Origin of the sequence: Nocardia puris (assembly GCF_003315035.1) — a bacterium.
In the GTDB taxonomy this organism is placed as follows: Bacteria; Actinomycetota; Actinomycetes; order Mycobacteriales; family Mycobacteriaceae; genus Nocardia; species Nocardia puris.
The window spans coordinates 152,590-178,458 of the sequence record NZ_QNRE01000006.1 but is presented as its reverse complement, the minus strand read 5'-3'; the positions used below and the strand labels follow the sequence as shown (position 1 = coordinate 178,458).

The following is a 25,869-nucleotide window of genomic DNA, read 5'->3' as shown; positions in this document are numbered from 1 at the left end:
CTCACCTCACTCGGACGCCGACGCCGACCGCCCCTGCCCGCGATCGCGCACCGGCGTCGTGCGGAACAAGGCTACCAACCCGCCCCGCCGCGCGAAGGTGACGGAGCGACCCGACCGGTTCGACCACGATCCACGCACCTGGCGCGGCGAGCGTGCGGACGCTCCCGGCACCGCGCCGATCAGCGCGACAGTCCGCTGATCAGGTGGTGCAGCTCGCGTGCCGAGTCCACACCGTGGATGCGGTTGTGGTCGACGCGCAAATGACCCGGTCTGCTTCGGGGGCTGGTCAGCGCGCCTTCACTGCCGATGACGACGTACGCGTTGGTGACGTCGAATCCGGGCTGCAAGGAGAGCGACAGCAGGTCCGCCCCGGGGAACTGCGGTGAACCTCCGAATCGGATCTGCTGGATCGCCGGCGTGAGACCGCCGAGGTCCGAGCCCGCGCGGACGCTGGTGCCGAGCAGCGGGAATCCGAGACGTCCGACCGCCTCGAGAACGGCGTCCTGGGCGGGTGTCGCCGCGACGACGAGCGGGACGGTCACGTTCGCGTCGGCCGCGGACGGAATCGCCGCCACGGCGCGCAGCGCGACCGAGATGGCGGGCAGCGGCCCACCGTAGTGATGGGTGATCGGTGTCTCGAACGGCACACCGGCCGTGAACCGGAGCTCTTGCGTGTCACCGCCGTCGAGATGCAGCGGACCGTGCACGACGTTGCTGCCGAAACAGACATCGTCGTCGGCCACGCCGCCCGAGGCGTCGTCGACGATGCTCTCGAACCAGGTCGGCCGGGCCGGAGGTCGCGGCGTACTCGGCTTGCTCGGCACGATCCAGCAGGCCCGGCTGCTCGGGCTCGACGTCGGCTCCGGCGACGAATTCGATACCGGCGCAATCGATGTCCTGCCCGATCAGCCCGCCGGTCAGCCGGATCACGCCCTCGAGAACGTCGCCCGGCCGCACCTGCGGTGCGAACATCTCGACTTCGATCTCGGCGCGCCCGACACCGACCGCCGCCAACATCTTCCTGAACACCATGAAGTAACCTTCTTTTTCGCCGACACAGTACCTGCTGCGCAAGCAGACGCGGGGGTATCTCGTTGTCCGCGAGTGGATTTCGTGTCAGGGCGAAGGACGATCTCCCGTGGCCACGAGCGATCTCGGCGCCGAAGGTGCTGTCTGCGAGCGGGTTCCGGGCGGGTCAGGTGGCGGGTTGTTCCGGTTCGTCCTCGCGGCGTGTTTCGCCCGGGCCGGTGCGACCGTCGACCTTCCCGTCCGTCTTCAGCGTTTCGGTGACGAGTGTGGTCGCCTCGTCGACCTGGACGGGCTCGGTGACGAGGGCGAAGTCGCCGTCGTGCATCTCGGTGCCGAGTTCCACCGCGACCTCCACCAGTTCCACGCCGCGGTCGGCGCGCAGGATGAGTGGGTCCTCGCGCAAATCCTTGTACAGCGACACGCACATCGCGGCCATGACCAGCAGGAAGGGCAACGCTACGACGGTGGTCAGGGCTTGCAGGCCGCGCAGCGCTCCGCCGAGATCGTCCGGATCGGCGATCACCAGCATGATCGCCGCCACGGCGCCGGTGGCCGCGCCCCAGAACGTGACGGTGAGCCGGGACGGTTCGATGCCGCCCCGCTCGGACAGCGTGCCCATCACCAGAGCGGCGGCGTCGGCGCCGGAGACGAAGAAGATGGCGACCAGGATCATCACCAGGATCGTCGTGGCGGTGGCGATCGGGTAGTGATCCAGCAGGTGGAACAGGGCGAAGTTCTCGTTCACCGACCCGTCTGCCTCGGTCAGATCGCCGTGCTGGGACTGCTCCGCGATACCCGCTCCGCCGAACACCACGAACCACACCAGGCTCACGATGGTGGGCACCAAGAGCACGCCCGTCACGAATTGGCGGATGGTGCGGCCCCGGCTGATCCGGGCGATGAACATGCCGACGAACGGAGTCCAGGAGATCCACCACGCCCAGTAGAAGATCGTCCACAGTGACAGCCAATCTTGCGTGGCCGTATCACCGGCGCCGGTGCGCGAAGCCATCGTGGGCAGCATGTTGACGTAGTCGCCGAGGGCGGTCGGGATCAAATTGAGCATCAACAGCGTCGGTCCCGCGACGAACACGAACGCCGCGATGACCAGTGCCAGCACCATGTTGATATTGGACAGCCACTGGATGCCGCGTTCGATGCCCGACACCGCCGAGATCACGAACGCGACTGTCAGTCCGGCGATGATCGCGACCAGCCCGGCCTTGCCGACGGCATCGATCCAGCCGTTGAACTCCATGCCCGCGCCGATCTGCAACGCGCCCAAGCCCAGTGAGGCCGCCGACCCGAACAGGGTCGCGAAGATCGCCATCATGTCGATGACCCGTCCGCCGAGCCCGTTCGCCCTGCGGCCCAGCAGCGGCCGGAACACCGAGGAGATCAGTTGCGAACGGCCTTTGCGGAAAGTGCTGTAGGCGATGGCGAGGCCCGCGACGGCGTAGATGGCCCACGGGTGCAAGGTCCAGTGGAACAGTGTGGTGGCCATCGCGATCTCGGCGGCTTCGGGGGAACCGGGCGCGGCCGTCCCCGGCGGCGGAGTCACGAAGTGCGACAACGGCTCCGCCACACCCCAGAACATCAGGCCGATGCCCATGCCGGCGCTGAACATCATCGCGATCCACGACACCGTGCGGAACTCGGGCTTCTCGTCGTCGGCGCCGAGCGGGATGCGGCCGTACCGGCTGGCCGCCAGCCAGATCACGTAGACCACGAACGCCGTCGCGAGCAGCACGAACAGCCAGCCGGTGTCGGTGATCACCCACGTCTGCGCGTTCGACGCGGCCGAGGCGAGCCCCTCCTTGTCGAACACGCCCCACAGCACGAAGCCGACCGAACCGAGCGCGGTGATCCCGAAGATCAACCAGTCCAGCCGGGGTTTGCGGGCGGGTTCGCCGGGATCGGCGCCAGACGCTGCGGTCCTGTCCGAAACATCGCTTGCCATCGGATCAGAATCCTTTCGGAGAAGCCAACGCCTTCGGCGAAAGCCAACGCCTTCGGCGTATCGCTCGGCATTCAGTGCCGGTGCCATAGGTGTGGCCTGTCCTGGCTCGGCCTCGGGCGTTCGGGTTGGGGGCTGGTTGGTTGTGCTTCCTGCGTTCAGTGCCGGTGCCCCAGGTGTGGTCTGGGTCGTGGCTCGGCGTCGGGTGTGTGGGTTGGTGGGTTGGTGGTAGGCACCTTCGGATTATTGCTCGGCGGTTGCTGTCGGTGCTGCAGATAGCAGCTGTGTCCCGGCTCGGAATCGAGCGCCGGGCAGGCGGATGGGCGTTGCGGACGTTCGCGCCACCCTGGCGCGATAGCGCGGTATCCGGTCCGCGTTCCGGACGGGAGAGTTACCAATCGGAAGAAACTGAAACCTCGCCTTTCCATCTGGTGGCCGCGAGGGCTTCACCTGGCGGGGCACCGAAACGGCGGATCGCCAGGTGTCGAGTGCGGGTTCCCCGCGCTCGGGGTCTGTCATCACCGGCTCGGGACCGTCGACATCGCGCGCGGTGGTGGCGCGGTGTACGGCTCCGACACGGTCGGAGCCGCGTCGTCAGGCCCGGCGTTCGCCCAGCTACCGCACCACCGTCGACGGGAGCGGGTGGTCGGGGTCGAGGGCGGGGAGCCCGTCGAGGCTGTGGGCGTTGTCGCCGACTATGCGACCCGCGTATTTCTCGTCCGGCTGGCGGGCGTGGTGGGCGTCGAGGACGGGGCGTTCGCCGACGAGGTCGTAGTAGGGGACCGAGTACCCGCAGGAGTCGGCGATGCGATCGACCTCGATCACGATCATGGCGCGGATGCCGGGGTGGTCGAGTCCGAAAGACCCCTTGTGGCGGTGGAATTCGTCGCTGTCGGGGCGGACGATGCGCCCGGTGCCGAACAGGCGCAGGATGCGGGAGTTGCGGGTGAACGAGCAGAACATCAGCGTGATGCGGCCGTTCTCGCGCAGGTGGGCGATGGTTTCCGCGCCGCTGCCGAACAGGTCGAGGTAGGCGACGGTGTGGTCGTCCAGCACCGCGAAGGTGTCGCGATATCCCTTGGGAGACAGGTTGATCCGCCCGCCTTCGAGCGGCGCGGTCGCGACGAAGAACATGGCCTGCTCACCGATGAACTTGCGTAGCGCGTCGTCCAAGTGCGGAAACACTTTTCCCATCGTCGCCTCCCACGTGGTGTGGGCTCCAGCGTAACCAGACGGATTCGCTCGCCGGCGTGAGATTTTTCTCGATCGGCGTCGCCGCGGGTCACGAGAGTGGCGGCCGCCGAGGCGGAATCGGGATGATCCGAAAGGTTGTGGCGGGATTACCCGACGGGCCGGGCGGCGGACCGCAGAGTGAGCACGGTGATCTCACTCGGTGCGAAGACGCGGAGCTGGGGACCCCAGAATCCGGTGCCGCGACTGGTGTAGAGCTGGGTGCGCCCGTGCGTGGAGAGCCCGGCGACCACCGGTTGATCGAGGCGGACGAGGTAGTGGAACGGCCAGATCTGGCCGCCGTGGGTGTGGCCGGAGATCTGGAGGGCGACGCCGGCGGCGGCACTGTCGGCGATCTGTTTCGGTTGGTGGGCCAGGAGAACGACGGGGGCTTCGGTCGGTGTGCCCGCCAGGGCGGCGGGGAGGTCGGGGCCGTGGCCGGGCAGGGAGGCGCCGGTGGGGTCGTCGATGCCCGCGATCACCAAGGTGTCGGAGCCTCGGGTGAGCGTGCGGTGTTCGTTGTGGAGGGGCTGCCAGCCGAGGCCGGTCATGTGGTCGATCCAGCCTTGGGCGTCGCCGAAGTACTCGTGGTTGCCGGTGATGTAGAAGCGGCCCAGCGGCGCCTCCACCTTGCCGAGCGGGTCGACCTGGGGACGGCGCCTGGGCACCGGACCGTCGGCGAGATCGCCCGCGTGGCAGGCGATGTCGGGGCGCTGGGCGTTGACGACCTCGACCACCCGCTCCGACCAGCGCAACCGGTCGAGCGCGGCGAAGTGCGTATCGGTGACGACCACCAGGCGCAGGCCGTCGAACGCCGCGCCGAGCCCCGGGATCGAGACGTCGACCGCACGTACCCTCGGCACCCGCCGGGCCTCCGCGATTCCCCAGGCGACGAGCACGAGCGAGACAGCCGCGACGCCGGCCGCGATCATCCGCGATCGAGCCGGGTCGCCTACCCCCGCGACGGCGAGCACCGCGTGCAGGAGCGCCCCGATCGCCGACCAGCTGAACGCGATCCAGACGATGCCGAGCAGGGTGTCACCCACGATCGACGCCGGGTCCGAGTGCGCGGGTCCGTGCCCGGCGATCAGCAGCAGCGGGAGCAGCGCGAAGCCGAGTGCGCAGACGGCGGTGCCGAGCCAGAACAGCACACCGGATCCGCCGGTGGGCGCGTGGACCAGGATCCACCAGGGGAGCGCGAACAGCAGCGCGGGGATGGTCGGCAAGAGGAGCAGGCGCACAGCGATCTTCACGGGGTTTCGTCCTCGTGGCGCACCCGGCTCCCACCGCGAGAACACTCGCGGGGAGGCGTCGCGACGCCGTGTCGAATCGGTCAGATGTAAGCAGTGTATGCGGTGGTGGAGTCGAGCGTCGTGACCACTTCGGAGCAGGCGCGTGGGCTCGTGCGGCGGGCGGCCGCATCCGATCGCTCGACCGCGTCTGGTGGAGGAGTGCTGAGCCGCGCCGTCGCGTGGGACGCTCGCCCGAGTGGTCCAGGACGCCGGCACCGCCGTGCGGCGGACAACCCGAGCCGAGCGCCGTCACACGCCCGGAACGACAACGGCCCCGGACCTTTTGGAAGTCACGGGGCCGTCGAACGCGAGCGCTCAGCTGGCGGCGGTGTCGGGGATGCGGCGGGGCGTGGGCTCGGCCTTGGCCCCTTCCGGCTTGGACCCGGAGGGGACGCCCTTGAGGCTGTGGGCGTAGACGTCGACGTACTCCTGGCCGGTGAGGCGCATCAGCTCGTACATCACCTCGTCGGTGACGGCGCGCTCGACGAAGCGGTTGCCCGCCAGACCCTCGTACCGGGTGAAGTCGATGGGGGCGCCGAACTTGAGGGTGACCTTGCGGCGGCGCCACTTGAACGGTCCGGGCGGGGAGACCTGGTCGGTGCCGATCACGGCGACCGGGATGACGGGGACGCCGGTCTCCAGCGCCAGGCGCGCCATACCGGTCTTGCCCTTGTAGAGGCGGCCGTCGGGGGAGCGGGTGCCCTCGGGGTAGAGGCCGACGAGGCGGCCCTCGTCGAGGAGCTTGCGGGCCGCGTTGAGCGCGTCCTCGGCGGCCGAGGCGCCGCTGCGGTCGATCGGGTACTGCCCGGTGCCGCTGAAGAAGAACTTCTGCAGGCGGCCCTTGAACCCGGGGGTGTTGAAGTATTCAGCCTTGGCCAGGTAGTTGATGCGGCGCGGGCTCAGCAGCGGCGCGAACAACCAGTCGGCGAAGGACAGATGGTTACCCGCCATGATGGCGGGGCCGTCGGCAGGGATGTTCTCGACACCCTCGACGGTGGGCCGGTTGTAGAGATGAATGAACGGTCCCAGCAGCACGAACTTCAGCAGCCAGTAGAACATGACGTCCTTCCCCCGGGACCGGGATGAGTGGGCGGGTAACCTGCGTCGTTTGCGACTCTACCGCCGGGCGTGGATCACATCCAAGCGCAGCGCTGTATCTCACCACAATCGGCGCCGGGCGGCTCCGCGCGGGTCCCTCAGCGACCGCTGCGCGCGACCTTCGGCGGCCGCCGGTCCGCCTCCACGAGCAGCGCGCGCGCCAGTTCGGCGGCGCCGATCATGCCCGCCGCCTCCCCGAGCTGGGTGGTGCGGATGCGGGCCAGCGGGCGGTGCCCGGCGCCGGTGACCGACCGCGCGTACTCCTCGCGCGCCTCGTCCAGGAACAGCGGCGCCGAACTGCTCACCCCGCCCGCGATCACCACCAGATCCGGATCGAAGATGTCGCTCACGAACGCCAGTCCCAACCCCAGCCACTTCGCGAAATCGGCCATCGCGGCGGTCGCCACCGGATCGCCGTCCTGCGCCGCGCCCGCCACCCGGCGCCCGGTGAGCGAACCGGGATCGCGGAACACCTCTCTGGCCAGCACGGTGGAACGCTGCGGGTCGGTGGCGAGCAGTTCGATGGCGGTGTCGGCCAGCGCGGTGCCGCTGCAATAGCGCTCCCAGCAGCCGTGTTTGCCGCACGGGCAGGCGCGGCCCTGCGGCACCACCTGGAGGTGGCCGAGTTCGGGGGCGACGCCGTGCGTGCCGCGATACAGCTTGCCGTCGATGAGCAGCGCGGCTCCGATGCCGGTGCCGATGGCGACGAGCACCACGTTGTGCCCGCCCGTTGCCGCGCCGAACCGGTACTCGGCCCACGCGGCGGCGTTGGCGTCGTGCTCGAGCAGGACGGGCAGCCCGAGGCGGTCGGTGAGCCGCTGCGCGACGGGCGCGTTCTGCCAGGGCAGATGCGGGGCGAACCGCACGGTGGAGCGGTCGGCGTTGATGAAGCCCGCCACCGCCAGGCCGACCGCGCCGATCGGGTGGCGGCGGCACAGTTCCCGCACGGCGCGGTCCAGCGCGTCCTCGAGGGCGCGGGCGCTGTGCGGGGTGGGGGCCTGCACGGTGTCGAGCACCTCGCCCTGCCCGTTCACCACGGACGCGCGAATGTTGGTGCCGCCGACGTCGACTCCGACGGTCAGCGGGAGCTGGGTGGTCACATGGTGCGTCATGCCTTGATCGTCACGGGGATGCCGACGTAGCCGGAGCGCTTGCGCGCGGCGGCCGGGCGTTGACGGGAGCTGTTCTGGAGGGTGGACGGGTCGGAGGCGCCGTCGGTGTCACGCGCCGTCGCGTTCCCGGCGGGATCTTGCCGACGGTCCGCTGCCCGGCTGTCGCGCGGCGCGTGCCGATCACCGGTGGCGTCTCCGGCCGGGGCGCGGTGGGCATCGGCGTCCCGCGTGCGCTGGCCAGTATCCGACTCCGCCTCCGGATGATGGTGCGGCACACCTGTTTCCGGATCGAATTCGGTCGGCAGCACCGGCTCGACCGGCACCCCGGCCAGCGCCTCGCGCAGCACCGTGACGATCGCGGTGCCGTGCTCGGCGATCGCGGCGACCACCTCGTGGTGCTCGCCGCGCACCAGCGCCGCCGCCGCGCACACCGGGCACCAGCTGCACGCGGCCCACTCCGGCTGCCCCTGCGCGGCGCTGCGCCGCAGCACCGGTTCGACGCGTTCGAGCACGGTCTCGGCCAGCAGGCGTAGTTCGTCGGCGAATTCGGCGAACGAGTCGGGCTGGGTGTCGCGCGTCATCTCAGCGGCCCTCGGGGGTCGCGGGCCATTCGGCGGGATCGGGACGGAAGCGCACCACCAGGTAGCCGCTGTCGAGTTCGGCGGCGTCGACCGTGCACCGCCGCAACACCGGCGCCAAACGCACCCGCCGCCGGACGCCGTCCGCTCCCACGATCAAATCGTCCTCCACTCGTCCCAAACGCAGCGTCGCCGGATCGACGACCGGCAGGTGCATGCGCAGCGCGTACACCGAATGCAGTCCGTCGCCCGATTCCCATCGAACCACCGGCTCGCCGGAACCGGGCCGATCCGCGGCCGGATTGTCGCCAAGCATAAGGGCTCGAGCGGCCTCCGACGTGGCGTCGACGGCGTAGGAGAGCGCTTGCAGCGAGCCGATGCCGACCGGCTCGGGACCGGTGTGGCCCGCGATCAGCACCGGCGTGGGCGCCATCGAGCGCCGCAGCCGGTCTACCGCGTCCAGCTGTTCGGCGCGCCGGTTGGCGTACCAGTGCACGGCCGGGTGCACCGACTCGATCGGGCCTTCCGGTTCGGGGACCGCGGGCAGCACCTTGTTCACGATCACCGCGTCCAGGCGCAACCCGAGCAGCGCGGCCGCGGAGCGCACGCGTTCGGTCTCGATCACCGCGACCCGTTCGGCGACCGTCACCAGCGTCGCGCCGGTGCGGCTGTGGTCGGCGAGCAGATCGCGCACCTCGCCGACGGCCTTCGCGATCTTGTCCACCGTCGCGGCCAGCACGGCGCGGCGCAGATCGGTGCTGATCACGCTCATCGCCCGCGCGTGCGGCGGCCAGACCCGCTCCAGATATCCCAGCAGGGTTTCGGGGGCGGTGACGATGCGCAGCATGTCCGCCGAGGGCGGGCAGTCGATCACCAGCACGTCCCAGTCGTCCTCGTCGGCGTACTGCGCGATCTCCACCAGCATGAGCAGTTCCTGCACGCCGGGCAGGCCGGTCAGTTCCGCCGGGTCCAGGGCGGACAGGTCGAACCCGTGGTCGTGGCGCGCGTCGCCGAGCACGCGGACCACCTCGCGGAACCGGTCCTCGAGCAGCGCCAGCGAATCCACTTCGATCACATCGAGACCGGGCAGCACGCGGGCGACGCCGGTGACCGTGCCCGGATCGTGCGGGAAGCGGAAGCCGAGCGCGTCACCGAGCGAATGCGCCTGGTCCAGCGAGGCGAGCAGCACGGTGCGGCCCGCGCGGGCGTGCGACATCGCGGTGGCGCAGGCCAGGGTCGTCTTGCCGACGCCGCCCTTCCCGACGAACAACTCCAGCCGGGTGCGGGCGCGCTCGGCGTTCGCGCGCGCGGTCAGCCTTCGACCCGTTTCTTCAGTTCCTTCAGCGCGGTGTCGGTGATGACCTTCTCCGCTTTGCGCTTGAACATGCCGATCATCGGGATGTTCAGATCCACGGTGAGCTCGTAGGTGACCAGCGTCGCGCCGTCGGGCTCGTCGGCCAGTTCGTAGGTGCCGTCCTGGGCCTTCTGCAACTCACCGCTCACCAGCCGCCAGCTGACCGCCTTGTCGTCGGCGCGCCAGTCGTAGGACAGCACGTAGGTGTCCTTGACGACGCCCGCGTCCAGCACGAAACGGGCGGTGCGGGCGCGGCCGTCGGCGCCCTTGTCGAGCACCTCGACGGATTTCGCCGCCGCCACCCACTCCGGATACGACTCCAGGTCGGCGATGACGGCCATCACCCGATCCGACGGCGCCTCGATGCGGATCGACCTCTGGGTCCGGTCGGCCATGGTGGTCAGTAGTTCCTTTCCGGCGCCGCTGCGGGCGCCGCGGGGATCGTCAGGCCGCGGCGGTGGGCGACACGCCCGCGGGGCGGCCCGCCTCGAGCCGGGCCTTGATCTCGAACGACATCTCCTTGCCCGCGACGCGGCGCTTGCGGTTGGCGGCCGCCAGCTCGCGCGGGGACATCCGCCGCGCGCCCTCGGGCTCGCAGTGCAGGAAGTAGTGCATGATCACCCCGTCCAGCGAGGGCTCCAGCCACACCTCCATGGTGCCGGTCAACGCGCCGGTCACCGACCAGCGAATCCCCTTGTCGCCGCGGTCTTCCCGCACGTCGAGGGTGAGATCGGGCCACCATTGCCGCCACTTGTTCGGACCACCCAGCACCTCGGCGACCGCCGCGCCGGAGGCGGCGACGAACGTCTGGTCCGCGACCTGAATGCTGCTCACCCCGCTGAGCGTAGTAGATGACCGTCACAGACGGATTCGTCGCCGGGGGCGTGGGCGTCCGCGCCGGGGGTGCGATCGTGGGCGGCCGGGTCAACGTCGCAGGTGGCGCGGGTTCCGGGCGGTTCGGTCAGCGCAGCAGCTGACGCAGGCGCGCGCCGTGCGTGTCCCACCGCCAGTTCTCCTCGACCCACGCCCGACCGGCCTCGCCCATGCGGGCGGCGGCGTCGCGGTCGGCGAGGATGTCCACCAGCGCGTCGGCGATCTCGGTGACCTTGCGGCCGTCCACCACGCGACCCGTCCGGCCCTCGAGCACGGTCTCCGGCGCGCCGCCGGACCGTCCGGCCACCACGGGCACACCGGTCGCCGACGCCTCCAGGTAGACGATGCCGAGCCCTTCGACGTCCAGGCCCCCGCCGCGCGTGCGGCACGGCATGGCGAACACGTCGGCGAGGGTGTGGTGGGCGGCCAGTTCGGCCGAGGGGACGCGGCCGAGGAACTTCACGTCGTTCTCGACGCCGAGCGCGGCGGCGTAGGCGCGCAGCTTCTCCTCGTACGGGCCGCCGCCCGCGATCACCAGCACCGCGCCGTCCACCCGTTCGCGGATGTCGAGCATGGCGGTGATCAGCATGTCCTGGCCCTTGCGCGGCACCAGCCGCGACAGGCACAGGATGGTGGGCCGGTCGCCGAGGCCGTAGCGGGCGCGCAGCTCGGCCCTGGCGGCCGGGTCGGGACGGAACTTCTCGGTGTCGACCCCGGGCGGCAGGTACTCGAGCGCGGCGTCGCGGCCGAACGCGGAGGCGAACCGGCCGCGCGTGTATTTGCTGACGTAGGTGACGACATCGGTGTGGTCGCCGATGACGCGCAGCGTCTGGCGCGCGCCGGGCAGCATGGACCAGCCGACCTCGTGGCCGTGGGTGCTGGCGAGGATGCGCTCGGCGCCGGCGCGGCGCAGCGCGGGGGAGAGCAGCGCCAGCGGCGCGGCCGCGCCGAACCATACGGTGTCGCATTTCTCGTCGCGCAGCAGGCGTGCGGCACGCCGCAGCACCAGCGGGGTGGGCAGCATCAGCGTGGTCGGATGCCGGACCACCTGGAACTTCTGCTGGGCGTCGTACTTCAGGTGCGAGTCGCCACGCCAGCGGGGCGCGTAGACGACCAGATCGTCGGGGGCGAGCTGGCCCGCCATCGCCTGCAGATACGACTGGATACCGCCCGGCCGCGGCGGGAAATCATTGGTCACCAGCAGAGTTCGGGCCATGGGGGACAACCTACTTGGTGCGGCGGGCGCGGCGCCGCCGTGGTGGCTCGGTCATCGGGGGCGGGCCGGCAGCCAGTCGCGCCAGCCCGCGACGAAACTCGCGCGGCCGGTGCCCAGCACCTCGCGCAGGATCGCGTCCTCGCCCGCGACGTCGACCGGGGCCGCGGCGAGGCGGCGGTAGAGCGCGACGAGTCGCGCCTCGTCGTAGCGCTGCGCGACGTACTCGCTCACCGACCACGCCTGCTCGTAGGCGAGCACGGCGTTCGCACCGCCGAATTCGGGATCGGCGGGCAGATCGGCGGGCAGCGCGCCCCGGCGCAGGTCGGCGTCCAGGGTGGGGGCGATATCGGCGAAGGCGCGTTCACCATTGCGGTGCGCGGCGTACTCGGCGAAACCTTCGAGCATCCACTGCGGTGCGCCGTCGACGGTCTGGGCGCGGGCGGCGACGTGGGTGAGCTCGTGGCGCAACAGCGTGCTCATCGCCTCGGGGGACAGGCGGCGTCCGGCGTCGGGGCTGAACACCACGCGCTGGCCGGTGGGCTGGGTGCCCGGGGTGAACGGGTCGGAGACCGAGGCGGCGGCGACGCCGGTGAGCATCTGGGCGCCCGCGCGCACCAGGGCGGCGAACTCCGACGGGGTGGCGGCGACTACCACCAGCGCGGAGCGCGCCCAGTCCGGACCCCACAGGTCGGTGACCGAGGCGATCGCCTCGGGCAGGGCGGCGGCCAGCACCTCCATATCGGCGCGGTGGCTCGGGTGCCCGGCGACCAGCGAGTCGCGGCCGTCGGCGCCGGGGACGGTGACCGTCTCGATCGGGCCGAACGGTTCGAGCGTGCGGCGCACCGCCGCCAGGCGCGGGTCCTCGGCGGTGGGTTGGCCGGCGCTGTCGGTCACGAGGTGCTGAGCGGCCGGAGCGTCGGGTGTGACCGAATACGGCAGCGCGACAAGGGCGCCGCACACACCGGTGAGGAGGACGACGGCCGCCGCGGTGAGGACGAACTGGCATCGTCCCCGCGCTGTGCACCAGGCTCGTGCCCGTCGCCAACCGTCCATGGGTCCCTAGTATCGCCTGGCGGAATGGAACGGCGTGGAATCCATCGGCGCGACGGCCACCGGCACGCCGAAGGTGGAGGCGTGCAGCATCAGCCCGTTGCCCGCGTAGATGCCCACATGCGAGATCGAGGGGTAGAAGAACACGACGTCGCCGGGTTGCAGCTGGTCGCGGCTGACCGGGGTGCCGTAGCTCGCCTGCTGGGAGCTGGTGCGCGGCACGTTCTTGCCGACCTGCTTGAACGCCCACTGCACCAGGCCGGAGCAGTCGAACTGGTCGGGGCCGGTGGCGCCCCACACGTACGGGTCGCCGACGCGGGTGAGTCCCGCGGCGAGCGCGCTGGTGCCGCTGCCGGGCACCAGCCCCTGCAGGAGGGTGTCGCGGTCGAAGCCGGGCGGGAAGGGGGAACCGGCCAGCGCCGACTTGTCGCCCGCCGACAGCGCGCCCCACGCCTCGACGACCTGCGCGATGGCGCCGCCCAGATCGCTGCGCTTGCGCTCCAGATCGGCGCGCAAGCGCTCGGCCTCGGCGGCGGCGCTCCCGGCCGCGTCGGCGGCGGCGCGGGCCGCGGACTCGGCGGTCTCGGCGGCGTCGGTGGCCTTCTTGAACCGGCTCAGTTGATCCGTGGTCTGCTGGGTGAGGACGTCCAGCGTGGACATCTGATCGAGCAGGCGCTGCGGGGAATCGCTCACCAGGACCGCGTACATGCGGTCGGTGCGCGCGCCGGTGTAGGTGGCGATCGCGGTGCGGTCGATGACCGGCTGGTACGCGCGGACCTCGGCGCGGGCGGCGTCGGCCAGGCGGGTGGCCTCGGCCAGTTTCGCGTCGGCCTCGCGCTGGGCGGCCAGCTTGGCGTCGAGTTCCTCCTGGACGCCGAGCGCCTGCTGATTGAGCTGTTCGGACTCGCGCGACAGCTCGATCATCCGCTGCACGGCATCGCTCGCGGTGGCGGGCAGCGAGGCCGGATCGGCGCCGGCCGGGCCGCCCGCGCACAGCGCGGTGACCAGGGCGGTGGCCGTCAGCGCGGCGCCCACCAGACGCTTGGCGCGAAGTCCTCGATGCTCAGCGGTCACAGCCTGCCTGCCCCGTTCTCTCGTGATGCCGACTCGTGCGGTGGAAAGCGACGCTGTCGCCCAGACGGAGCGCGGAGACGGGTTCGGCGGCTCTGCTCCCCGGGTAGGTCTCATTTAGGTTACGAAACGGCCGCGGTCGGTGTCCAGTGGAGAACGAACCGATCACGGCCGGCGGGCGGAGAACCGGGTCGCGACGGGCGCGACCCGGTTCCGCGGATCAGAAACGGCGGGCGCCCGCGAACGGCATCGACGAGATCGGGGCGATCATCACCGGGGTGCCGGAGGTGGAGGCGTGGATGACGTTGCCGTCGCCCGCGTACAGGCCGGAGTGGCCGCCGCCGTAGAACGACACCAGGTCGCCGGGCTGGAGGCTGTCGAGCGAGACCGGGCTACCGGCGGACAGCTGCGCGCCGCTGGTGCGGGGCAGCTCCATGCCGGCCTGGCGGTAGGCCCACTGCACGAGGCCCGAGCAGTCGAAGGCGTTGGGGCCCGCGGCGCCGTAGACGTAGGGCGCGCCGAGCTTGGTGCGGGCGGCGTCGAGCGCCACCTCGCCGAGGGTCTTCTGCGGCGCGACGAACGGCGGCGGGGTGCCGGGCGGGGTGCCGAGCTGCAGGCCGGGGATCTCGGCCGGGATCGGCAGGCCGTCGGGCACCTCGAAGGTGCCGATGCCGGGGATGGTCACCGGCTGGGCCGAGGCGGGCGCGGCGGGGAGGAGGAACGCGCCGATGGTGGCAGCGCCGAGAGCTCCGGCGGCAACGGCTCGCTGCGCCTGTCGCTTGACGGTGTTGGTCGCCATGATGCGGGTACTTCCTATCTGCCCCACGACGCCGCACCCGGTGGCGCGGCGGACTGCGTGGCACCGCACCGGTCTGGCGCGGCGAACTCCGTGAGGTCTCGAAAAGGTTACGAACACGTCACGAGGGTTTGTAAAGTCGCGGGCATCCGAAATGCGGGCGCTCAACAATTGGCCGTGGGTATATCTGCGAGGTATCTCACAGCAATCACGAAACGATAACGACGGCGCGTAGCCGGCCCGCGGGCGCCTCGCCGCGGCCCGGTGTCTCAGGTGGGCGTCGGCGTGTCGCGGGGTCCGATTTCCGGAGATATCCCCAGGTCACACCGCGTGTTCCAGCATAGGTCGCGCTATGGAACCGGTCGCTTGCCCATGTGTGCCCTCGTGGGGTCCCCGCGCCGTCCCTCCGGCCTGTACGCCGTATCGGACACGCCCGGGCGCTCATTCATCGCGCGCGGAAATGTGATCTGGCTCGCTTTTTCGTGTTCTAGATCATTCCGGGGGTATTCGAGCGAAGTCCTCGCGCGAGAAATTCGGACTTTTCACGCGATTCGTCGCGTGCGCGGATCTGTCGGACCCCGGTCCTAGGCTGCACGCCGTGCCCGACCCCGCCGCGCGCCGGGCCGCTGCCGTGCAGCTGGCCTTCGACGAACTCGACACCCCGCTGTACGACACCACGTTCGTGGTCGTGGACCTGGAGACCACCGGCACCAGCGCCGAGGCGGACGCCATCACCGAGATCGGGGCGGTCAAGGTGCGCGGCGGCGAGGTGCTGGGGGAGTTCGCGACGCTGGTGAACCCGGGCCGGTCCATCCCGCCCGCCGTCGTGCACGTCACGGGCATCACCACCGCCATGGTCTACGAGGCGCCGCGCATCGAGGCGGTGCTGCCCGGCTTCCTGGAGTTCGCGGCGGGCGCGGTGCTGGTGGCCCACAATGCCCGGTTCGACACCGCCTTCCTGCGCGCGGCGGCGTCGCGCTGCGCGCTGGAGTGGCCGAAGGCGCCGGTGCTGTGCACGGTGAAGCTGGCGCGGCGCGTGCTCGGCCGCGACGAGGCGCCCTCGGTGCGCCTGGCGACGCTGGCCAGGATCCTGGGCGCGAGCGTCCAGCCCACGCACCGCGCGCTCGATGACGCCCGCGCCACCGTCGACGTCCTGCACGCGCTGATCGCCCGCGTGGGAAACCAAGGGGTGCACAGCCTCACCGAGCTGATGGACTACCTGCCCGATGTCACGTCCACGCAGCGCTCGAAACGCACACTGGCCGTTGATCTCCCGCGCGCCCCCGGCGTGTATCTGTTCCGTGGACCGTCCGACGAAGTCCTATATATAGGGACGGCGGTGGATCTGCGCCGCCGTGTGCGCAACTACTTCACCGGTTCGGAGACCAGGGGTCGGATGAAGGAGATGGTGGCGCTGGCCACACGTGTAGACCACGTGGTGTGCGCGCACGGGCTCGAGGCCGGGGTGCGGGAGCTGCGGCTGCTGGCCGCGCACGCGCCGCCCTACAACCGGCGGTCCAAGTTCCCCAAGCGCGCCTGGTGGCTGACGCTCACCGACGAGCCGTTCCCGCGCTTCGCCGTGGTCCGCACCCCCACCCGGGATGCGCTGGGCCCCTTTACTTCCCGGCAGGACGCGGCCGACGTGGGCGCGACCCTCGCCGAACACGCCGGGCTGCGCACCTGCACCACCCGACTGCCCCGGATGGGCCGCCACGACTGCCCGCCCGCGGTGGTCGGCGGCTGCCCGGCCGCCACACCCGCCGGAACACCGGCGGACACAAAGGAATACGCGCCCGCGCCCGCCGCCGTGCGCGCCCTGTTCGCCGGCGCCGACGACGCGGTGCTGCGCGCCATGCTGGACCGCATCGAAACCCATTCGAATGCGGAGCATTTCGAGGCCGCCGCCCGGTTGCGAGATCGCGCGGCAGCGGTGATCCGCGCCGTGCACCGCACCCAGCGGCTCGCCGCCGTCGCGCGGGTCGCCGAACTGATCGCCGCGCACCCCGACGGCGCGGGCGGCTGGGATTTCGCGGTGATCCGGTACGGCCGCCTGGCCGGGGCCGGCGTCGCTCGCCGCGGCGCCCCGCCCATGCCGATCGTCGACCAGATCGTCGCCGCCGCCGAAACCGTGCTCCCCGATGGCGACGACGCCACCGGCCCGCCCCTGCGCGGCGCCGTCCCCGAGGAGACCGGCCTGATCGCGCGCTGGCTGGAACGCCCCGGCACCCGCCTGGTGCGCGTCAGCGAGGGCTTCCGCGAGCCCCGCTTCGGGGCGGGCCGCCTGCTGGGCTGGGCCGCGGCCGCGGAGTCCGCCGCCCGCACCCGCCCGGTCGAGGACGACTACGTCGACCATCGCGGCTGACCCGCGCTCTCGTTCGCGTGGCCGCCAGACCTGGACAATCGGCACTCGACGAGCACCCCACGAGACCCCGCACAGCCCCCGCTCGCCGACCCGCTCAGACCTCGGGCACATCGCGGTGCCGACAGCCGGACGCCACCGCGCGGCGCGTCCGAGGGGGACCGCGCCCGCCCAACTAGGCTGGCTCCCATGATTAACGCGATCGTGCTGATCCAGGCCGACAACGGGCGCATCCCCGAGACCGCGCAGGCGGTCGCCGACACCGAAGGGGTCGCCGAGGTGTACTCGTGCGCCGGTGACGTGGACCTGATCGCGATCGTGCGGGTGCGCGACCACGAGCAGATCGCCGAGGTGGTGACCGAGCGCATCGACAAGACGCCCGGCGTGCTGCGCACCACCACGCACATCGCGTTCAAGTCGTACTCGCGCGCCGACGTGGAGGCCGCGTTCTCGCTGGGGGAGTGACCTGTCCGGGCGTTTCGGTGCCCGGTTCAGTCCTCGCCGAGGGTGTACGACAGCTTCGCCCAGGAATCCAGCAGCGTCGCCGCCTGCCCGCTGTCGATCGCGGCGGCGGCGCGCTCGACGCCCGCGGCCAGCGCCTCGTGCAGGTCGGCGTCGGGATCGCCGATCCCGCGCGACAGGTCGTAGGCCACGATCGCGGCGGCCGAGTTCACCAGCACGGCGTCGCGCGCCGCGCCCGGTGTCCCGGCCAGCACCGCCCGCGCCACACCGGCGTTGACCTGGTTGTCGCCGCCGCGCAGCGCGTCCAGATCGACCCGCGCGATGCCGATCTTCGTCGGGTCGATGGTGGTGCGCCGGGTCCGTCCGCCCGACACCACCCAGGTGTCGGTGGTGTCGGCGGTGGTGATCTCGTCGAGTCCGTCGTTGCCGCGCACCACCAAGGCGCTCGCGCCGCGCTCGGCGAACACGCCGGCGATCACCGGCAGCAGGTCGGCGAACGCGCACCCCACCAGTCCGGCGCGGGGCTGGGCCGGATTGGTCAGCGGGCCCAGCACATTGAAGATGGTCGGGATGCCGATCTCGCGGCGCGCGGCGCCCGCGAAGCGCAGCGCGGGATGGAACACCGGCGCGAAACAGAATCCGATCCCCACCTCACGCACGCAGCGCGCCACCGACTCCGGCCCGAGGTTGAGCCGGATGCCCAGCGCCTCGAGCACATCGGCCCCGCCGGTCTTGGACGACGCGGCCCGGTTGCCGTGCTTGACCACCGGCACACCGGCCGCGGCCACCACGATCGAGGACATGGTGGAGATGTTCACCGAACCCGAACGGTCGCCGCCGGTGCCGACGATGTCGACCGCGTCGCCGTCGACGCGCACCAGGCGGGCGTGCCCGAGCATGCCGGTGGCCAGTCCGCCCAGCTCCTCGGGGGTGGGGCCCTTGATCTTCATCGCGACGCCGAACGCGGCGATCTGCGCGGAGGTGGCGTTGTCGGACATGATCTCGTCCATGGCCCAGGCGGTGTCCGCCGCGGCCAGATCGTCACCGTCGGCAAGGGTTCCCAGCACCTGGGGCCAGCTGCGCGCGCTCATCTTCCCAACTTCTCCCGTCGAACCGCCGGTTCGCCATCGAATTTCCACCGAGCGTAGTGGTAGTCAGCGCCCGCCCGCGCCCTCCGGTCCGGGTTGCAGCACATCCCAGCCGTCGGCCGACCCGTCATGGCGCTGCGCGAGCCCGGCCATCCTGGACCGCTCCTGCGACAGATGCAGCGCGTCCACCACCTGTACGCGCTGCAGGATCAGCGTCTCCAACGGGTCGGTGCCCGGCCCGCTGGGATGCGGCGCGGGCGCGTACTCGTCCTGCGCGGCGAGCTCACAGACCCGCGCGACCTGGTCCGGAGGGACGCGCAGATGGTGGCGCAGCACCGCGGGGGCGTCCGGCCGCAGACCCGTGGCGCGCGCCAGCGCCGCCGAACTCGCCTCGGCGTCGTCGAAGCCCTGGGCCACCACCACCAGGTCGGCGCGGGCCGGATCGAGCGTCGCCGCACCGCCACGCCCGAACAGCCGCCGCAGGAATCCCGGTGCCACATCGGCCTCCTCGTCTCAGGTTCTCCTCATACTCGCCTGCCATCATGGCGGCGTCCGCGCAGGTCGTCGCGGCCGGGACCGGTGCGTCGCCGCGGACACGCCGACACCTCCCCAGTCCCCGTCCGTCCGTGCGTTTTCCGACACGGACGGTCAACTTCCATACCCGGGTACTCCTGTCGTACTACGACGAGTCATACTTACCCCGTGACGACCGCAGTAGGGACCCCAGGATCGGCCATTACCCAGCGTGTGCACTCGCTGAACCGGCCCAACATGGTCAGCGTCGGGACCATCATCTGGCTGTCGAGCGAGCTGATGTTCTTCGCCGGCTTGTTCGCCATGTACTTCGTCGCGCGCGCCCAGGCCCCGGGCGACTGGCCGCCCCCGCCCACCCACCTGAACCTGGCACTGGCCATTCCGGTGACGGCGGTGCTGATCGCGTCGTCGTTCACCTGCCAGATGGGCGTGTTCGCCGCCGAGCGCGGCGACGTGTTCGGCCTGCGGCGCTGGTACGTCGTCACCCTGCTGATGGGCACGTTCTTCGTGCTCGGCCAGGGCTACGAGTACATCCAGCTCGCCAACCACGGCACCACGATCGCCAGCAGCGTGTACGGCTCGGTGTTCTACATCACCACCGGCTTCCACGGCCTGCACGTCATCGGCGGCCTCATCGCGTTCGTGTTCCTGCTGATCCGCACCAAGGTCAGCAAGTTCACCCCCGCCCAGGCCACCGCCGCGATCGTCGTCTCCTACTACTGGCACTTCGTCGACATCGTGTGGATCGGGTTGTTCGCGACGATCTACTTCGTCCGTTAGCCGGTCGCGCCCCGAAGCATTTGCACAAGTCGGTTCCGTCTACTCCAAAGGGACACAGATGAGTTCATCTCCCCCGTCAGCGCCAGAGCCCGCCAGCCCCGGGACCGGCCAGGCCAGCAAGACCCGCAAGCAGCGCCGCCTGCGCAGGCGCCTCGCGGGCGGTCTCGCGCTCCTGGTGGGACTGGTCGGGGCCGGCTTCCTCGCGACGGCTCTCACCCCGGAGCCCCAGGTGGCGATCGCCGAGCAGGACCAGTCCGCGCTGATCCGCGAGGGCAAGCAGCTCTACGAGACCTCCTGCATCACCTGCCACGGCGCCAACCTGCAGGGCGTCGAGGACCGCGGCCCCAGCCTGGTCGGCGTCGGTGAGGCCGCGGTCTACTTCCAGGTGTCCTCGGGTCGTATGCCGCTGGCCGCCAACTCGGCGCAGGCCACCCGCAAGCCGCCGAAGTTCGACGCGCAGCAGATCGACGCGCTGGGCGCCTACATCAACGCCAACGGCGGTGGCCCCACCGTGGTCCGGGACGCGAACGGCGAGATCGCCCAGGAGTCGCTGCGCGGTGACGACATCGCGCGCGGTTCGGAGCTGTTCCGCATGAACTGCGCGTCATGCCACAACTTCACCGGTAAGGGCGGCGCGCTGTCCTCCGGCAAGTACGCACCGCCGCTGGCGCCCGCCAACGAGCAGGAGATCTACACCGCGATGCTGACCGGCCCGGAGAACATGCCCAAGTTCTCCGACCGCCAGCTGACGCCCGAAGAGAAGCGCGACATCGTCGCCTACGTCATGAACGCGTCCGAGGAGCGCACCCCCGGTGGCTACGGCCTCGGCGGCTTCGGCCCCGCGACCGAGATGGTGGCGGTCTGGATCGTCGGCATCGTGCTGACGGTCGGCGCGGCGATGTGGATCGGATCCCGCACATGAGTGAACAGGAGCGTGACGACGTGAGTCGCCCGGAAGAGGGGCCAGAACTGTCGAAGGGGCCGGCGCCGAAGCCCGCCGACCCGACCATCGACGAACTGGACGCGATGACGCGGGACGAGCTGGTCGAGCTCGGCACCGCCCGCGACGGCGTCGAGGTCGTCTACCGCGCCGAGCGCTTCCCGGTGCCGGGCACGCGGGCGGAGAAGCGCGCCGAGCGCCAGGTCACGTTCTGGTTCGCGATCTCCGGTCTGGCGGCCGCCGCGCTGATCGGCGTGTACCTGTTCTGGCCGTGGGAATGGAAGGGCGTCGACGACGAAGGCCACGCGGCCTACTCGCTGTTCACCCCGCTGATCGGCCTGACCTTCGGTATCTCGGTGCTGGTCATCGGTGTGGCCGCGGTGCTGATCCGCAAGAAGTTCATCCCCGCCGAGATCTCCATCCAGCAGCGCCACGACGGCCCGTCCGACGAGGTCGAGCGCCGCACCCTGGCGGCCGAGCTCGCGGACGCGGGCGAGACCTCCACCCTGGGCCGCCGCAAGATGATGCTGCGGACCGCGGGCGCCGGCGTCGGCGTGCTGGGCATCGGCTCGCTGCTGGTGTTCGCGGGCGGCATGATCAAGAACCCGTGGGCCAAGGGCGACAAGTCCGAGCTGTGGGTCTCGGGCTGGACCCCCGACTACGAGGGCGAGACGATCTACCTGCGGCGCGACACCGGCCGTCCCGAGGACATCGTGCTGGTGCGTCCCGAGGATCTGGATGCCGGCGCGATGGAGACTGTGTTCCCCTGGAAGGAGAAGTGGCGCGGCGACTCGCACGCCACGCTGCAGTCCCTGCGCGGCATCCGCAACTCCGTGATGCTGATCCGCCTGCGCACCGAGGACGCGGAGACGGCGATCAAGCGCAAGGGCCAGGAGAGCTTCAACTTCGGCGACTACTTCGCCTACTCGAAGATCTGCACCCACCTCGGCTGCCCGACCTCGCTGTTCGAGCAGCAGACCAACCGCATTCTGTGCCCGTGCCATCAGTCGCAGTTCTCGGCGACCGAATGGGGTAAGCCGATCTTCGGCCCCGCGGCTCGCGCGCTGCCGCAGCTGCCGATCACCGTCAACACCGAAGGCTTCCTGGTCGCCAACGGCGACTTCATCGAGCCGCTCGGTCCGGCCTTCTGGGAGCGTCGCTCATGAGTCCTTCCGCACTGGCGGCCCAAGCCAACGAGATGGACGAGCGCTACCGCGCGGCCGCGTTCGTCAAGCGCTCGATCAACAAGGTCTTCCCGACCCACTGGTCGTTCCTGCTGGGTGAGATCGCGCTCTACTGCTTCATCATCCTGCTGATCTCGGGTGTGTACCTCACCCTGTACTTCGACCCGTCGCTGGCGCACGTCACCTACGACGGCGCCTACCAGCCGCTGCGCGGCGTCGGCATGTCGCGGGCCTACGAGACGGCGCTGAACATCTCCTTCGAGGTGCGCGGCGGCCTGTTCGTCCGCCAGGTCCACCACTGGGCGGCGCTGCTGTTCGCGGCGTCGATCATCGTGCACCTGTTCCGCATCTTCTTCACCGGCGCGTTCCGCAAGCCGCGTGAGGGCAACTGGGTGATCGGCTCGCTGCTGCTCATCCTGGCGATGTTCGAGGGCTTCTTCGGCTACTCGCTGCCCGACGACCTGCTCTCGGGCACCGGCCTGCGCGCCGCGTTCTCCGGCATCACCATCTCCATCCCGGTGATCGGCACCTGGATGCACTGGCTGATGTTCGGCGGCGATTTCCCGGGCGAGATCATCATCCCGCGCCTCTACATCGCGCACGTGCTGCTGGTGCCCGGCATCATGCTGGCCCTGATCGCCGCCCACGTGGCGCTGGTCTGGTACCAGAAGCACACCCAGTTCCCCGGACCGGGCCGCACCGAGAACAACGTGGTGGGCGCGCGCATCGTGCCGGTGTTCGCCGCCGACCAGGGCGCGTTCTTCGCCTTCACCCTCGGCATCATCGGCCTGATGGGCGGTCTGCTGCAGATCAACCCGATCTGGAACCTGGGTCCGTACAACCCGTCCCAGGTGTCGGCGGGTTCGCAGCCCGACTTCTACATGATGTGGACCGACGGCATGGCCCGTCTGATGCCGCCCTGGGAGCTCTACATCGGCCGCTACACGGTGGCCGCGGTGTTCTGGGTGGCGCTGATCATGGGTCTGGTGTTCACGCTGCTGATCGCCTACCCGTGGATCGAGAAGCGCCTGACCGGCGACGACGTGCATCACAACCTGCTGCAGCGGCCGCGCGACGTGCCGGTGCGCACGGCGATCGGCGCCATGGCGATCACCTTCTACGTGGTGCTGACGCTGTCCTGTATCAACGACATCATCGCGCTGAAGTTCGACATCTCGCTGAACGCGACCACCTGGATCGGCCGCATCGGCCTGCTGCTCGGACCGCCGCTGGCGTACTTCATCACCTACCGGTTCTGCCTCGGCCTGCAGCGCAGTGACCGCGCCGTGCTCGAGCACGGCATCGAGACCGGTGTGATCAAGCGCCTGCCGCACGGCGAGTACATCGAGGTGCACCAGCCGCTCGGCCCGGTCGACGACCACGGTCACCCGATCCCGCTCGAGTACCAGGGCGCCCCGGTGCCGAAGAAGATGAGCAAGCTGGGCTCGGCGGGCAAGCCGGGCACCGGCAGCTTCCTGCGGCCCGACCCGGCGGCGGAGTCGGAGCGCAACTTCGAGATCGAGCACGAGCAGGAGCACGCGCAGCTGCGCGCGCTCGCGAAGGCGCAGGAGAAGGCCGCGGGCGGTGGCAAGCACAGCCACTGACCGCCAGGTCGGAAAAGGGCAGGCCCCGAGTCGGTTTCGACTCGGGGCCTGCCCCGTCTCCGGGACCGGTTCAGCGGCGGCGGGCCGCTTCGATGGCCTCGAACTTGGCCAGGTTGTGGCGGGCGTCGGCCAGCGCGTCGTGCGCGTCCGGGGGCACCGGCGGCAGCGGGGGATGGCCGTGGGCGTCCCAGTGCTGGCGCAGCTCGTTGGTGTAGCGGGGCAGTTCGGTGGGCAAGGCGGTCATCGACCCCCACAGCTGGCACAGAGCCACGTGGTCGTAGGCGCCGACCCACGCCCACAGCTCGGGCTGCACGGACGTGCGGGGGACCAGAAACTTGTAGAGATCGTCGCGGATCTGCTCGCGGCTGCGCCACAGCGGTGAGGACTCGGGCGGCAGCAGGGGCAGCACGTGCTTGCGCACCCACGGCCCGGCCCGTCCGGCGTCGAATTCGGTGGACACCGCGTAGTACTCGCGGCCGTCCTCGCAGACGACGCCGATGGAGACCAGGTCGATGACGACCCCGTCCTCGATGAACTCGCAGTCGTAGAAGTACCTCAGCGAACCTCTCCCTCGATGCTCGGGTTACCGCGGCGCTCGCCGCCGGACCACCCTATGCGGCGGCGGGACCGCCCGCGGGCAGGGCCCACCGAGGTGTCGATACCTCACCCCCACGGGGTGTGCGATACACCCCACCTCGGGGTATCTGCGCGACCGCGCGGTCCGTATTCTGAACAGGTGAACTGGACCGTCGACGTACCCATCGATAGCCTGCCGGAACTGCCGCCGCTGCCCGCGGAGCTGCGCCGCCGCCTGGACGACGCACTGGCGCGCCCGGCGCTGCAGCAGCCGTCGTGGGATCCCGAGCAGGCGGCCAAGATGCGCACCGTGCTGGAGAGCGTGCCCCCGATCTGCGTGCCCGCCGAGGTGGAGGAGCTGCGCACCCAGCTCGCCGAGGTGGCCAGGGGCGAGGCGTTCCTCATGCAGGGCGGCGACTGCGCGGAGACCTTCGCCGACAACACCGAACCGCACATCCGCGGCAACATCCGCACTCTGCTGCAGATGGCCGTGGTCCTCACCTACGGCGCCAGCATGCCGGTGGTGAAGGTGGCCAGGATCGCGGGCCAGTACGCCAAACCGCGCTCCTCCGACACCGACGCGCTGGGCCTGAAGTCCTACCGCGGCGACATGATCAACTCGCTGGTGGCCGACGAGGCGCTGCGCGTGCACGACCCCTCGCGCCTGGTGCGCGCCTACGCCAACGCCAGCGCCGCCATGAACCTGGTGCGCGCCCTGACCAGCGCGGGCATGGCCGATCTGCACAAGGTGCACGACTGGAACCGCGATTTCGTCGCGCAGTCGCCCGCGGGCGCGCGCTACGAGGCGCTGGCCGAGGAGATCGACCGCGGCCTGGCGTTCATGACGGCCTGTCGCGTCAACGATCCGAGCCTGCAATCCGCGCGCATCTACGCCAGCCACGAGGCGCTGGTGCTGGACTACGAGCGCGCCATGCTGCGCCTGAGCGACCACCCGGTGACCGGTGACCCGGTGCTCTACGACCTGTCCGCGCACTTCCTGTGGATCGGGGAACGCACCCGTCAGCTCGACGGCGCGCACATCGCGTTCGCGGAGCTGCTGGCCAACCCGATCGGCCTCAAGATCGGCCCCACCACCACGCCCGAGCAGGCGGTGGAGTACGTGGAGCGGCTGGACCCGAACAACGAGCCGGGCCGGTTGACGATCGTGTCGCGCATGGGCAACGGCAAGGTCCGCGACGTGCTGCCGCCGATCATCGAGAAGGTGCAGGCCACCGGCCACCAGGTGATCTGGCAGTGCGATCCCATGCACGGCAACACCCACGAGGCGTCCACCGGGTTCAAGACCCGCCACTTCGACCGCATCGTGGACGAGGTGCAGGGCTTCTTCGAGGTGCACCGCGGGCTGGGCACCCACCCCGGCGGCATGCACATCGAGCTGACCGGCGAGGACGTCACCGAATGCCTCGGCGGCGCCCAGGACATCTCCGATCTGGACCTCAACGACCGCTACGAGACCGCCTGCGACCCGCGCCTGAACACCCAGCAGTCGCTGGAGCTGGCGTTCCTGGTCGCGGAGATGCTGCGCTGAAACAGTCTGGGCCGCACGGGGTTTCGTGCGGGCCGTGAAACAGCGACGAGCGGGGCGATCGAAAGATCGCCCCGCTCGCGTCGTTCGGGGGCCTCTCGGATCGGCTCTCCGCGCGCGGTCCGCCGCGGCAGTGCCGA

General features: G+C 70.7%; 26 protein-coding genes. 8 read left to right on the top strand and 18 right to left on the bottom strand.

What is annotated here, in order from left to right:
• Window positions 1-179: 179 nt before the first annotated feature.
• The 11 genes from DFR74_RS17940 to DFR74_RS17890 all read right to left on the bottom strand — a co-directional run bounded on the left by DFR74_RS17940 (window position 180) and on the right by DFR74_RS17890 (window position 10,484).
• Window positions 180-743: a sporulation protein gene (locus DFR74_RS17940; RefSeq protein ID WP_170160773.1), complete on the bottom strand. Its 564-nt coding sequence runs from the start codon at window positions 741-743 to the stop codon at window positions 180-182.
• On the bottom strand, window positions 676-1,032 hold the full coding sequence (locus DFR74_RS37645; protein WP_084537875.1) for a sporulation protein: 357 nt from the start codon (window positions 1,030-1,032) through the stop codon (window positions 676-678). Before DFR74_RS37645 ends, DFR74_RS17940 begins: the two co-directional genes overlap by 68 nt.
• Before the next feature lie 163 nt (window positions 1,033-1,195).
• Window positions 1,196-2,989: a BCCT family transporter gene (locus tag DFR74_RS17930; protein WP_084537874.1), complete on the bottom strand. Its 1,794-nt coding sequence runs from the start codon at window positions 2,987-2,989 to the stop codon at window positions 1,196-1,198.
• Between the two features lie 612 nt (window positions 2,990-3,601).
• A complete protein-coding gene (locus tag DFR74_RS17925; RefSeq protein ID WP_067511115.1) occupies window positions 3,602-4,180 on the bottom strand; it encodes a pyridoxamine 5'-phosphate oxidase family protein in 579 nt (192 codons plus the stop codon).
• A 146-nt stretch (window positions 4,181-4,326) separates the two neighbouring features.
• On the bottom strand, window positions 4,327-5,469 hold the full coding sequence (locus tag DFR74_RS17920) for a metallophosphoesterase (protein WP_113975168.1): 1,143 nt from the start codon (window positions 5,467-5,469) through the stop codon (window positions 4,327-4,329).
• A gap of 354 nt (window positions 5,470-5,823) precedes the next feature.
• Entirely contained in the window at window positions 5,824-6,567 is a 744-nt protein-coding gene (locus DFR74_RS17915; protein WP_067511114.1) for a lysophospholipid acyltransferase family protein, read from the bottom strand.
• A gap of 137 nt (window positions 6,568-6,704) precedes the next feature.
• Window positions 6,705-7,718 carry an ROK family glucokinase gene (locus DFR74_RS17910; protein WP_067511113.1) on the bottom strand — a complete coding sequence of 338 codons (1,014 nt, stop codon included), beginning with the start codon at window positions 7,716-7,718 and terminating at the stop codon, window positions 6,705-6,707.
• Window positions 7,715-8,299, bottom strand: coding sequence for a hypothetical protein (locus DFR74_RS37200; RefSeq protein ID WP_232331810.1), 585 nt, complete (start codon window positions 8,297-8,299; stop codon window positions 7,715-7,717). The genes DFR74_RS17910 and DFR74_RS37200 overlap by 4 nt, the downstream gene beginning before the upstream one ends.
• 1 nt (window position 8,300) lies before the next feature.
• Window positions 8,301-9,566 (bottom strand): ArsA family ATPase, encoded by a 1,266-nt coding sequence (locus tag DFR74_RS17900; protein ID WP_084537873.1) that lies wholly within the window; start codon window positions 9,564-9,566, stop codon window positions 8,301-8,303.
• A gap of 41 nt (window positions 9,567-9,607) precedes the next feature.
• Entirely contained in the window at window positions 9,608-10,045 is a 438-nt protein-coding gene (locus tag DFR74_RS17895; RefSeq protein ID WP_067511112.1) for an SRPBCC family protein, read from the bottom strand.
• Between the two features lie 49 nt (window positions 10,046-10,094).
• Window positions 10,095-10,484: a polyketide cyclase / dehydrase and lipid transport gene (locus DFR74_RS17890; protein WP_067511111.1), complete on the bottom strand. Its 390-nt coding sequence runs from the start codon at window positions 10,482-10,484 to the stop codon at window positions 10,095-10,097.
• A 17-nt stretch (window positions 10,485-10,501) separates the two neighbouring features.
• On the opposite strand from DFR74_RS17890, the gene DFR74_RS37640 reads away from it, so the two are divergent.
• Window positions 10,502-10,627: a hypothetical protein gene (locus tag DFR74_RS37640; RefSeq protein ID WP_267470199.1), complete on the top strand. Its 126-nt coding sequence runs from the start codon at window positions 10,502-10,504 to the stop codon at window positions 10,625-10,627.
• Here DFR74_RS37640 and DFR74_RS17885 read toward each other — a convergent pair.
• From DFR74_RS17885 to DFR74_RS17870, 4 genes are all read right to left on the bottom strand, one after another.
• Window positions 10,612-11,739, bottom strand: coding sequence for a glycosyltransferase family 4 protein (locus tag DFR74_RS17885; RefSeq protein WP_067511110.1), 1,128 nt, complete (start codon window positions 11,737-11,739; stop codon window positions 10,612-10,614). The two genes, DFR74_RS37640 and DFR74_RS17885, sit on opposite strands and share 16 nt — an antisense overlap.
• Window positions 11,740-11,790: 51 nt before the next feature.
• Window positions 11,791-12,792, bottom strand: coding sequence for a hypothetical protein (locus tag DFR74_RS17880; RefSeq protein ID WP_067511109.1), 1,002 nt, complete (start codon window positions 12,790-12,792; stop codon window positions 11,791-11,793).
• 6 nt (window positions 12,793-12,798) lie between these two features.
• Window positions 12,799-13,863, bottom strand: coding sequence for an NlpC/P60 family protein (locus DFR74_RS17875; protein WP_232331809.1), 1,065 nt, complete (start codon window positions 13,861-13,863; stop codon window positions 12,799-12,801).
• A gap of 217 nt (window positions 13,864-14,080) precedes the next feature.
• Window positions 14,081-14,659, bottom strand: coding sequence for a C40 family peptidase (locus tag DFR74_RS17870; protein ID WP_067511107.1), 579 nt, complete (start codon window positions 14,657-14,659; stop codon window positions 14,081-14,083).
• A gap of 595 nt (window positions 14,660-15,254) precedes the next feature.
• Between DFR74_RS17870 and DFR74_RS17865 the strand changes: the two genes are divergently transcribed.
• Both DFR74_RS17865 and DFR74_RS17860 read left to right on the top strand, forming a co-directional pair.
• Window positions 15,255-17,018, top strand: coding sequence for a DEDD exonuclease domain-containing protein (locus tag DFR74_RS17865; protein WP_198161792.1), 1,764 nt, complete (start codon window positions 15,255-15,257; stop codon window positions 17,016-17,018).
• Between the two features lie 186 nt (window positions 17,019-17,204).
• The gene (locus DFR74_RS17860) at window positions 17,205-17,480 is read left to right on the top strand and encodes an Lrp/AsnC family transcriptional regulator (protein WP_067511106.1); all 276 of its coding nucleotides are present in this window, start codon (window positions 17,205-17,207) and stop codon (window positions 17,478-17,480) included.
• A gap of 26 nt (window positions 17,481-17,506) precedes the next feature.
• Here the strand turns inward: DFR74_RS17860 and trpD are convergent, their stop codons facing one another.
• Together trpD and DFR74_RS17850 are read right to left on the bottom strand one after the other, a co-directional pair.
• Window positions 17,507-18,568, bottom strand: a complete 1,062-nt coding sequence (gene trpD / locus DFR74_RS17855) for an anthranilate phosphoribosyltransferase (protein ID WP_067511105.1) — start codon at window positions 18,566-18,568, stop codon at window positions 17,507-17,509.
• 63 nt (window positions 18,569-18,631) lie between these two features.
• Window positions 18,632-19,063, bottom strand: a complete 432-nt coding sequence (locus tag DFR74_RS17850) for a ribonuclease E inhibitor RraB (RefSeq protein ID WP_067511104.1) — start codon at window positions 19,061-19,063, stop codon at window positions 18,632-18,634.
• A gap of 204 nt (window positions 19,064-19,267) precedes the next feature.
• Between DFR74_RS17850 and ctaE the strand changes: the two genes are divergently transcribed.
• Genes ctaE through qcrB form a run of 4 tightly spaced genes read left to right on the top strand, consistent with a single transcriptional unit; the run spans window position 19,268 to window position 23,607 of the window.
• On the top strand, window positions 19,268-19,879 hold the full coding sequence (gene ctaE / locus DFR74_RS17845; RefSeq protein ID WP_067511103.1) for an aa3-type cytochrome oxidase subunit III: 612 nt from the start codon (window positions 19,268-19,270) through the stop codon (window positions 19,877-19,879).
• Between the two features lie 58 nt (window positions 19,880-19,937).
• Window positions 19,938-20,801 carry a cytochrome bc1 complex diheme cytochrome c subunit gene (gene qcrC, locus DFR74_RS17840; RefSeq protein ID WP_084537871.1) on the top strand — a complete coding sequence of 288 codons (864 nt, stop codon included), beginning with the start codon at window positions 19,938-19,940 and terminating at the stop codon, window positions 20,799-20,801.
• A gap of 47 nt (window positions 20,802-20,848) precedes the next feature.
• Window positions 20,849-21,985 carry a cytochrome bc1 complex Rieske iron-sulfur subunit gene (gene qcrA, locus DFR74_RS17835; RefSeq protein ID WP_438944316.1) on the top strand — a complete coding sequence of 379 codons (1,137 nt, stop codon included), beginning with the start codon at window positions 20,849-20,851 and terminating at the stop codon, window positions 21,983-21,985.
• Entirely contained in the window at window positions 21,982-23,607 is a 1,626-nt protein-coding gene (gene qcrB / locus DFR74_RS17830; RefSeq protein ID WP_067511101.1) for a cytochrome bc1 complex cytochrome b subunit, read from the top strand. The genes qcrA and qcrB overlap by 4 nt, the downstream gene beginning before the upstream one ends.
• 70 nt (window positions 23,608-23,677) lie before the next feature.
• Here the strand turns inward: qcrB and DFR74_RS17825 are convergent, their stop codons facing one another.
• A complete protein-coding gene (locus DFR74_RS17825; protein ID WP_067511100.1) occupies window positions 23,678-24,166 on the bottom strand; it encodes a polyadenylate-specific 3'-exoribonuclease AS in 489 nt (162 codons plus the stop codon).
• A gap of 177 nt (window positions 24,167-24,343) precedes the next feature.
• Here DFR74_RS17825 and DFR74_RS17820 point away from each other — a divergent pair, with 177 nt between their 5' ends.
• Entirely contained in the window at window positions 24,344-25,732 is a 1,389-nt protein-coding gene (locus DFR74_RS17820; RefSeq protein WP_067511099.1) for a class II 3-deoxy-7-phosphoheptulonate synthase, read from the top strand.
• Window positions 25,733-25,869 lie beyond the last annotated feature (137 nt).

Coding starts and splice junctions, on each gene's coding strand:
- DFR74_RS37200 (WP_232331810.1), bottom strand. CDS start 8,299: ATGACGCGCGACACCCAGCCCGACTCGTTCGCCGAATTCGCCGACGAA.
- DFR74_RS17870 (WP_067511107.1), bottom strand. CDS start 14,659: ATGGCGACCAACACCGTCAAGCGACAGGCGCAGCGAGCCGTTGCCGCC.
- DFR74_RS17880 (WP_067511109.1), bottom strand. CDS start 12,792: ATGGACGGTTGGCGACGGGCACGAGCCTGGTGCACAGCGCGGGGACGA.
- qcrC (WP_084537871.1), top strand. CDS start 19,938: ATGAGTTCATCTCCCCCGTCAGCGCCAGAGCCCGCCAGCCCCGGGACC.
- DFR74_RS17925 (WP_067511115.1), bottom strand. CDS start 4,180: ATGGGAAAAGTGTTTCCGCACTTGGACGACGCGCTACGCAAGTTCATC.
- qcrB (WP_067511101.1), top strand. CDS start 21,982: ATGAGTCCTTCCGCACTGGCGGCCCAAGCCAACGAGATGGACGAGCGC.
- DFR74_RS17910 (WP_067511113.1), bottom strand. CDS start 7,718: ATGACGCACCATGTGACCACCCAGCTCCCGCTGACCGTCGGAGTCGAC.
- DFR74_RS17885 (WP_067511110.1), bottom strand. CDS start 11,739: ATGGCCCGAACTCTGCTGGTGACCAATGATTTCCCGCCGCGGCCGGGC.
- DFR74_RS17915 (WP_067511114.1), bottom strand. CDS start 6,567: ATGTTCTACTGGCTGCTGAAGTTCGTGCTGCTGGGACCGTTCATTCAT.
- DFR74_RS37645 (WP_084537875.1), bottom strand. CDS start 1,032: ATGGTGTTCAGGAAGATGTTGGCGGCGGTCGGTGTCGGGCGCGCCGAG.
- DFR74_RS17860 (WP_067511106.1), top strand. CDS start 17,205: ATGATTAACGCGATCGTGCTGATCCAGGCCGACAACGGGCGCATCCCC.
- trpD (WP_067511105.1), bottom strand. CDS start 18,568: ATGAGCGCGCGCAGCTGGCCCCAGGTGCTGGGAACCCTTGCCGACGGT.
- DFR74_RS37640 (WP_267470199.1), top strand. CDS start 10,502: ATGACCGTCACAGACGGATTCGTCGCCGGGGGCGTGGGCGTCCGCGCC.
- DFR74_RS17895 (WP_067511112.1), bottom strand. CDS start 10,045: ATGGCCGACCGGACCCAGAGGTCGATCCGCATCGAGGCGCCGTCGGAT.
- DFR74_RS17930 (WP_084537874.1), bottom strand. CDS start 2,989: ATGGCAAGCGATGTTTCGGACAGGACCGCAGCGTCTGGCGCCGATCCC.